Here is a 6,839-nt window from a genome sequence, read left to right as displayed (position 1 = left end):
CCTGTTCCGCCACGATCTCCAGCATCCGCCGCGCGGCGAGCGGCGTGCCCGTGCCGATCGTGTCGCCGAGCGAGATCTCGTAGCAGCCCAGGCGGTGCAGCGCCGCCGCGACGCGCGCCACCGCCTCCGGCGCCACCCGGCCTTCGTAGGGGCAGCCGAGCACGCAAGAGACATAGCCGCGCACTCGCAGCCCGGCGGCGAGTGCCTGTTCCACCACCGGGGCGAAGCGCTCCAGGCTCTCGGCGATGGAGCAGTTGATGTTGGCGCGCGAGAAGCTTTCCGAGGCCGCGCCGAAGACCGCGATCTCCCGCGCCCCGGCGGCCAGCGCCGCCTCCAGCCCCTTCAGGTTCGGCACCAGCACGGGGTGGCCGACGCCCGGGCGCGGTGCGATCCCGGCCAGGACTTCCGCCGTGCCGGCCATCTGCGGCACCCATTTCGGCGAGACGAAGCTGCCCGCCTCGATGCTGCGCAGCCCGGCATCGGCCAGCGCCTCGATCAATGCGATCCGCGTGGCGACGGAAACCGGCCGCGCCTCGTTCTGCAAGCCGTCGCGCGGACCCATCTCCACGATGCGGACTGTCGGAGGAACTTTCATGCTCTCAGCCTGCGATCAGCTTGACAATGCCGGGTACGGTAAGAACCGCGGCATAGTAGCACATGAACTGTACGCCGGTGTTCAGTCCCAGCACGCGATACAACGTGCCGCCGACCAAGCCCACTGCGAGGATGACCATCAGCGCCAGAAGCCCGCCTTCCCAGATGCCGATCACTAGTACCAAGCCCACGAAAGTGGCGATGATGGCCTCGTGGCTCAGCCTGCGGGACACGAAGGCAGCCGCGCTTCGCGCGTAGTTCATTGCGAAGGGATAGGCGATCAGGGCCGCCAGAATGACGGCGATGATGCCATAGCCGAGGAACTGCCAGGGTGACATCATGGTGTGCAGGTTATGGATCTCTCCCGTGGTGCTGTTGATGGTAAAGACCGGCGGAGCGTTGAACAGTGGTGCAGCTGGCCCTGCGGCAACCGGTGATAACGGCAGGCCGAAGGCAATCAACGGGATGAGCGCTTCGGCGATATAGGTTGCCTCGGTCACTCCGTTGCGTGCCGCCAGTACCGAAGTCAATCGGTGATAGGCGTGTTTGACGCGCGATCCTACAACCTCGCCCATCATCACCGTCATTGCCACCGGCGAGAAGACGAAGGTGGCTGAGGAGATGGCAGCGGTGGCGACCGTCCAGGCAGTCTGCGAGGGATCGAGCACGCGGAACGGGTTAGGGAAGTAGCCACCCCAGGACTTCACGTCCGGTGCCAGAACGAAGCTCCGCGGCTTCTCTCGCAGCATGCGCGGCCGATCGAGGGGCGACAGCACCGAGAACAGGTCGGCGACCAGAGGTCCGATGGCGATGCCAAGGAAGTAGCTGACCGACAGGCTGGTCCCGTAGCCACGGGTCAGTGTCTGCAGCGCGACGATCATCAGCACGAAGGGGACGAGTGCGGCAACAGCCGACCAACGGCCAGGCGAGAAGTATGCGACAAGAATCGCCGCAGCGAGGAAGATCCAGGGCGCAGCACTTGTAATAGCTGCACCGAAGGGTGCCAGCAGCAAGGCAAAGAGCACAGCCAGTGGCACTGCCACGAAGGCGGCAATGATGGCACCCGAGATCATCTTGCGCAGCGCTATGTGTGGAACACCAAGGTTCCTCAGACTGGTGGCCTGCTGCATCAATGGTACCGCCAGCGTGTCGCCGGGAATGCCCAGTAAGGCCGTCGGCACCGCATGGGTCATGTGCTTGGACACGGCGGCGGCAAGCCAGAACGTGAAGACGCCGACCGGAGGGACGCCCAGCAGCACGACGAGCAGGGTGATGGGCGCGAGAGTTGTCGTCTCGTCCGTGCCTGAGATCAGGCCGATAGCACTGAACAGCAGCGCTCCAGCCAGACCCATGGCAACCGCGATCACGATCTCCATAACCAAGTCGCCGGTCATACCCGGGCCCCTTCTGCCTGGGTTGTAAGCTTCGCCTCGTACCGCACGAAGCTGTCGTAGAGATCGAGTTCACGCATCTCTGTTTGCACACTGGCAGGCAGATCGGCGATGCGGCCAAGTCCCCCCGCTTCCATCGCCAGTTTTTCCAATGTCGCCTCCCGCCAAGCGTCGTCATGCGCCTGTTCGCTGAGATCACGCTTGGGTGCGAACAGCCGGGCACACACCGCGCCGGCAATGATGCAGCCGATCAGCCCGAAAAGCATCGCATAGGTCTTGGCGACTTGCGGTGTGGCAACGAAGCCCGACAGGATCCAACGAGCGGCGAAGTAGCAAGCCAGCGCGATGACCGCACCGATCACCACCGACTTCCCCAGATCCTTCAGAACAACGGTGTCGCCCCAGACCTCCGCATAGGGCCATGCGGCACCGTCCGGCTTGGCACCGGACGGAGCGGTGGCACGGACGGATTGTGCATCCATGTCCTCATTTCTCCCCACGTAGCTTGGCCAGTTCAGCCAGGGCAACGTCCTGGCGGACCTGCTTCTTCTCGATCAGGATCCTCGCCAGCCTCGCCACTTCCCCTCCGACCGCACCAACCGCGATGGCTACGTTGTTGGCATGCAGCGACATATGACCCTGCTGGATGCCGACGGTGGCCAGCGCCTTCATCGCACCGAAGTTCTGGGCCAAGCCGACGGCGGCCATGATGCGCGCAAGCTCCTCGGCTGACGTCACGCCCAGAATTTTGAGGCAGGCCTGAGCGGTAGGATGGATCTTAGTTGCGCCGCCGATGAGGCCCACGGCCAGCGGTAGCTCGATCGTGCCGACGAGATTGCCATCTTGGTCGGATTCCCAACTGGTCAGGCTGGTGTAGCGTCCCTTCCGGGCGGCATAGGTGTGGGCGCCGGCCTCTACGGCTCGGGTATCGTTGCCCGTGGCCAGCACCACGGCGGAGATGCCATTCATGATGCCTTTGTTGTGGGTCGAGGCACGGTAGGGATCCGCTTCGGCGAAGTGGTAGGCTGAGATCATGCCGTCTCGCACGGCAGGGCCACCGATCGCCTCAACTGGCCAGACGGCGCGTGCTCGTGCTAGGCGGCGGTCGGCAAGGTTGGACAGGATCCGGAGATAGACCTTGCCGCCACCCCAAGCCTCGATTCTCGGAGCCAGCCGCTCGGCCATCGTATTGACCGCATTGGCACCCATGGCATCACGTGTGTCGACGACGATATGGGTGACCACCATCGGGCCGCTCTTGCTGTCGATCAGGCGGACCTCGACGTCGCGGAAGCCGCCACCCAGCTTGAGCAGCATAGGGTCGCAATCGTTACAGATCGCGGCGATCTCATCCTTGCGCTCCAGGATGCGGATGCGTGCGTCCTCGGGGTTAGGAACGCCGACCATCTGGATCTGTGCGATCATGTCCGTACCCGACATGGACGTGATGAAGCCGCCGGCGTCATAGCACTGGCGGGCCGAGTTGCAGACCGCCGCGACCACCGAGGACTCTTCGGTCGCCATCGGGACCAGCACGTCGCGGCCATCGACTTTCACGTTCGTGGCGATGCCAACGGGGATGCTGATTGTCGAGATGACGTTCTCGATCATGTGGTCGGCCAGATGCGGGTCGATGTTTCCGGCTTTGCCAAGCTGCTCCGTCATGGCGGCATCGAGCCCAGCGAAGGCCGCGACCTGAGCCAATCGCTCTTCAGCCGACATCTTGTGGAACCCACTGATGCGGGCGTTGCGCGGTGCGTTGGGAAGCTGGCTCGACATGATTACCCTAGCATCTGTCGCCGGCGTGGTGGCCGGCAGGCCTTGAACACGGCCATGGGCAAGGGTGCGTCAACGCGCCTCGGACCTCCCCCATGGTTCTTTCGCCGCCATTCTGTTGGCGGTATGGTTCCAAAGCTGTCCTAGGACGATTTCTGAAACAAGGGACGGTTGGCGACCATCATGTCAGGACTGTCATGGTAGAATCACTGGGTCAGTTTCGGGGAAGCGGTCACCCCATATCCCGTGTCGAGGCTATCGTCCGGGCAGTGTCTCTTCGCATCGACGCGGGTGCCCTGCAGTCTGGCGACCGCTTGGCCTCGATCCGCAAAGCGGCCCTCGAGCATCGCGTATCCAAGAACACCATGGCGGAGGCCTACGATAGCCTAGTGGCCTTGGGGCGGATCGAGGCGCGGCCGGGCTCTGGCTACTACGTCCGGAGCAAGCCGTCGGCCCAGGCCGCCCAGCCCCGAAAACATGTTGTGGAGGCGTTGGACCTCGTCTCCCTGCTACGCGAGCAACTCGACCAGCACTATGAACTGAGGCCGGGCGACGGCCGTCCACCGGCTTGCTGGATGGAGGGTTCGGAAATCGGTGTGCAGTTCGGACGCACCAACCTGTTACGTAGCAAGGCGGTCGAACACGGCTATGGCAGTTCCTGGGGATTCGGGCCACTGCGCGAGCACATCGCCTTGTCGCTGACCGAGCGCGGCATCCGTTGTGCTCCGAAGCAGGTGCTGATGACGCACGGCGCCAATCACGCTCTCGACCTGATCATGCGGCACCTGCTGGAGCCGGGCGACACCGCCTTCGTTGATGATCCGGGCTATTACCCGCTTTTCGGCAAGCTTCGGCTGAGCAAGGTGAGGGTGGTCGGTATCCGGCGCTTGGCTGATGGTCCCGACCTGATGGATCTGAAGGAAAAACTCGCCACCGAACGACCCAAGGCCTTCTTCACCCAGTCGCTAGCACATAATCCCACGGCTGGAACGCTGTCATTGCCTACTGCCTACGGATTACTGCTGGCGGCTGAGCGCCACGGCTTCCATATCGTGGAGGACGACCCCTTCGCCGATATCCTGCCGGCAACCAGGCCCCGTCTGGCAGGATTCGACCAGTTGAACCGCGTGCTTTACGTCGGGACCTTCTCCAAAACGCTTTCTGCCTCATTGAGAGTCGGATATGTCGCCGCTCAACCGGCGCTGGCGGATGCGCTGGCGGATATCAAACTACTGACCACGGTTGCGACCTCCGACCATGTCGAGCGGCAAGTCTTTGGCCTGATTGCCGGCGGCCACTATCGACGGCACCTACGCCGGCTGCAAGCTCGCGTGGAGGCGGCGACGGCGCAGGCTCTGGACGAACTGCACGCCCTTGGTCTGCCGGTGGCTGCGCCTGTGGATCGCGGCTTCTACCTTTGGCTTGAAATGCCGCCAGGCACCGATGAGGCGCGACTATGCCGGATGGCAGCCGAGCGCAGCATCTTTCTCGCACCCAGCACTGTATTCCGACCAGATCGCCAGGCAGGTACCGCCGCCTTTCGGATCAACGTCGCGCATGCCAGTGACCCACGCTTGTTGGCGTTCTGGCGCGATGTCCAGCTTAGCTAGTGAGAAGCGATTATTCTTCACGCGCCGCAATACGCCGAACAGGAGGTTGCTTGAACAACGATGAATTCGTTCTGCTCCGTCTCGAGAGAGACTACCGCGAGCAGTACGGCATCCCGGACGCATATCTGCCTGTACCAATGCCGATGGCGGCCGATCTGCCACCCGAAGTGTTGCTGCGCCTGCTCCAGGAGCACGCAGCTTCATCGCCGACCTGGCAAACCTTCGAACCAGCTTGGTCACGTCTGGGCATTGGCAAGTTGTTTAGCGAGGAGGCGAGTTCGGCCGCGTGGCTGAGGGTGCGGCAGGATCAGGATGCTGCTTCGGCGCAGGTTTCCTGCCGCCAGATCCGAAGGGCTTTGGTCCGGGCGCGCCGGTACTCACCGGCCGTCATCAAGTGCCGGCGAGGACGGAAATGGCCGTAGATCATGCTGTGGGCTGAGAGGAACCGCTGAGCCTACCCGGCCGACTTGAACCGCTGCATCTGCCGCTCTCGTCGCCGGGTCGGCCGGTGCGAGTTCTCCGCCCGATTGTTGAGATAGCGGCTGCTCCGATGCCGGACCTCGGGCAGGAGCTCGCGCTGCGCCACGCCGTAGCTCTTCAGCCCGTCTGTGACCAACCGCTGTGGCTTGTACCTCATGCTCGCGAGCAGGCGCTTGAAGAACCGCTTGGCTGCACTCCCGTTCAGCCGATCCTGAACCAGGATGTCCAGCACCACGCCGTGCTGGTCCACAGCGCGCCAAAGATAGTGCAACTGGCCATTGATGCGCAGAAACACCTCATCGAGGTGCCAGGTATCGCCCGGCTTCGGTCGGCGCCGCCGCAGCCTGGCCGCGAACTCCGAACCGAACTTCCGGCACCAGCTCCGGATGCTCTCGTGCGTGACGGTGATGCCCCGCTCTGCCAGGATCAGTTCCACAGCCCGCAGGCTCAGGCCAAATACGTGATACAGCCAGACGGCGTGGCTGATGATCTCCGCCGGAAAGCGGTAGCCAGGGTAGGTGGCGGGGTCAGGCGTCATCCGGCCAGCTTCGCCCAGCTCGCTCTCTGCGGCTACTGCCGCTCAACTTGGCAATGCCCGCTGAAAGGCTACACGGGCCGCGTCCTGCGCGACCTCGGCCGCAAGCTCGGCGTCGTTCCCGACGGACCACTGCGGGATCGGATCAACGACAGGATCGCCCTTGTCACCCGCCTGCTGCGCCAGACGCCGAAGACGCCGCGCAAACTCTACGCCCTGCACGAGCCCAAGGTGGACTGCATCACCAAGGGCAAGGCCCGCGTGCGCTACGAGTTCGGCGCCAAGGTCAGCGTCGCCACCACCCTCGACGGTGGCTTCGTGGTCGGCATGCGCAGCCAGCCCGGCAACCCCTATGACGGCCACACCCTCGCCGACGCCCTGCAGCAGGTCGAGACCCTGACCGGCCACCGCCCCGGCCTCGCCGTGGTCGACCGCGGCTACCGCGGTCACGGC

6 protein-coding genes and 2 pseudogenes are annotated in these 6,839 nt (G+C 64.0%); 3 read left to right on the top strand and 5 right to left on the bottom strand.

The features are described 5' to 3' along the window. From ROTAS13_RS16635 to ROTAS13_RS16620, 4 genes are all read right to left on the bottom strand, one after another. A partial coding sequence (locus tag ROTAS13_RS16635) for a hydroxymethylglutaryl-CoA lyase (RefSeq protein ID WP_139323399.1) occupies window positions 1-595 on the bottom strand: 595 nt, incomplete at its 3' end. A gap of 4 nt (window positions 596-599) precedes the next feature. Further along, the gene (locus tag ROTAS13_RS16630) at window positions 600-1,988 is read right to left on the bottom strand and encodes a tripartite tricarboxylate transporter permease (RefSeq protein ID WP_075822893.1); all 1,389 of its coding nucleotides are present in this window, start codon (window positions 1,986-1,988) and stop codon (window positions 600-602) included. Next, window positions 1,985-2,467: a hypothetical protein gene (locus ROTAS13_RS16625; RefSeq protein WP_075822892.1), complete on the bottom strand. Its 483-nt coding sequence runs from the start codon at window positions 2,465-2,467 to the stop codon at window positions 1,985-1,987. The genes ROTAS13_RS16630 and ROTAS13_RS16625 overlap by 4 nt, the downstream gene beginning before the upstream one ends. A 4-nt stretch (window positions 2,468-2,471) precedes the next feature. Further along, complete coding sequence (locus tag ROTAS13_RS16620; RefSeq protein ID WP_075822891.1) at window positions 2,472-3,764, bottom strand: hydroxymethylglutaryl-CoA reductase, degradative; 1,293 nt, start codon at window positions 3,762-3,764, stop codon at window positions 2,472-2,474. A gap of 194 nt (window positions 3,765-3,958) precedes the next feature. On the opposite strand from ROTAS13_RS16620, the gene ROTAS13_RS16615 reads away from it, so the two are divergent. Further along, window positions 3,959-5,371 (top strand): PLP-dependent aminotransferase family protein, encoded by a 1,413-nt coding sequence (locus ROTAS13_RS16615; protein ID WP_075822890.1) that lies wholly within the window; start codon window positions 3,959-3,961, stop codon window positions 5,369-5,371. Window positions 5,372-5,421: 50 nt separating this feature from the next. Continuing rightward, window positions 5,422-5,793, top strand: coding sequence for a hypothetical protein (locus tag ROTAS13_RS27245; RefSeq protein WP_171979124.1), 372 nt, complete (start codon window positions 5,422-5,424; stop codon window positions 5,791-5,793). Here ROTAS13_RS27245 and ROTAS13_RS16610 read toward each other — a convergent pair. Next, window positions 5,679-6,389, bottom strand: a pseudogene (locus tag ROTAS13_RS16610) (IS6 family transposase). The gene ROTAS13_RS27245 and the pseudogene ROTAS13_RS16610 overlap by 115 nt on opposite strands. A 60-nt stretch (window positions 6,390-6,449) precedes the next feature. Here ROTAS13_RS16610 and ROTAS13_RS16605 point away from each other — a divergent pair. Continuing rightward, window positions 6,450-6,839 (top strand): annotated as a pseudogene (locus ROTAS13_RS16605) (transposase); the annotation flags it as partial.

Source organism: Roseomonas sp. TAS13, from assembly GCF_001950415.1.
GTDB classification, from domain to species: Bacteria; Pseudomonadota; Alphaproteobacteria; order Acetobacterales; family Acetobacteraceae; genus Roseomonas; species Roseomonas mucosa.
Note: the sequence above shows the minus strand (reverse complement) of the source record. Positions and strands in the feature narration are given on the sequence as shown.